Below are 587 nucleotides of genomic sequence, written 5' to 3'. Positions count from 1 at the left end.
ATTTACGATCCCGGCGATCTGATTCGAATCAGCCATGGCGAGTTTCGGAAAAACTCCCCTGTAGGCGCGTCGCCCGGGGAGGCCTGAACATGGAAACTGAGGAACGCGCTCACGGCAGCAGGAACAAGTGCCCCAGGTCTCCGCCGTCATACTCAACCACGGGCTCGTCCGCACCAGAGAAAGCCGACGTCGACCGGGCAACGCACCACCATCATCCCAGGTGCTATCCGACACCCCGGGAACGGCCCACCCGCCATCCGTGACCTGACTCAGATTCTCATCCGATCAGGTGGCGGCTACGCCGCCAGGAATGCTCATCCGAGAATGATCTGAAATGCGGCCGCTACGACGCCTCGACACGCAGCAGCACGATGGCCTGCCGCAACACCGCGATGAGCGCCTCCGCGGCGTCCACGGTGAGACCTTCCCGTCCGTCCCCGCTATCCAGCTCCTCGAAGTCCAGCAGAATCAGTGGCGCGTGGGTCGCCGTGCGGGTCACATACTGCTCGATCTGCACCGCGACAGAACCGTCCGGCCGCAACCCAGGGCCGCGCGAAGGTCACCTTCCATGCCGACTGGTTACTCTG

At 63.5% G+C, this 587-nt stretch carries 1 protein-coding gene; it reads right to left on the bottom strand.

The features are described 5' to 3' along the window. Nucleotides 1-343 precede the first annotated feature (343 nt). Complete coding sequence (locus tag G6R25_RS24480) at nt 344-517, bottom strand: hypothetical protein (protein WP_163554704.1); 174 nt, start codon at nt 515-517, stop codon at nt 344-346. Nucleotides 518-587 lie beyond the last annotated feature (70 nt).

The organism is Candidatus Frankia alpina, from assembly GCF_902806485.1.
GTDB classification, from domain to species: domain Bacteria; phylum Actinomycetota; class Actinomycetes; order Frankiales; family Frankiaceae; genus Frankia; species Frankia alpina.
The sequence above is the reverse complement of the archived record's forward strand: the minus strand, read 5'-3'. Positions and strand labels throughout refer to the sequence as shown.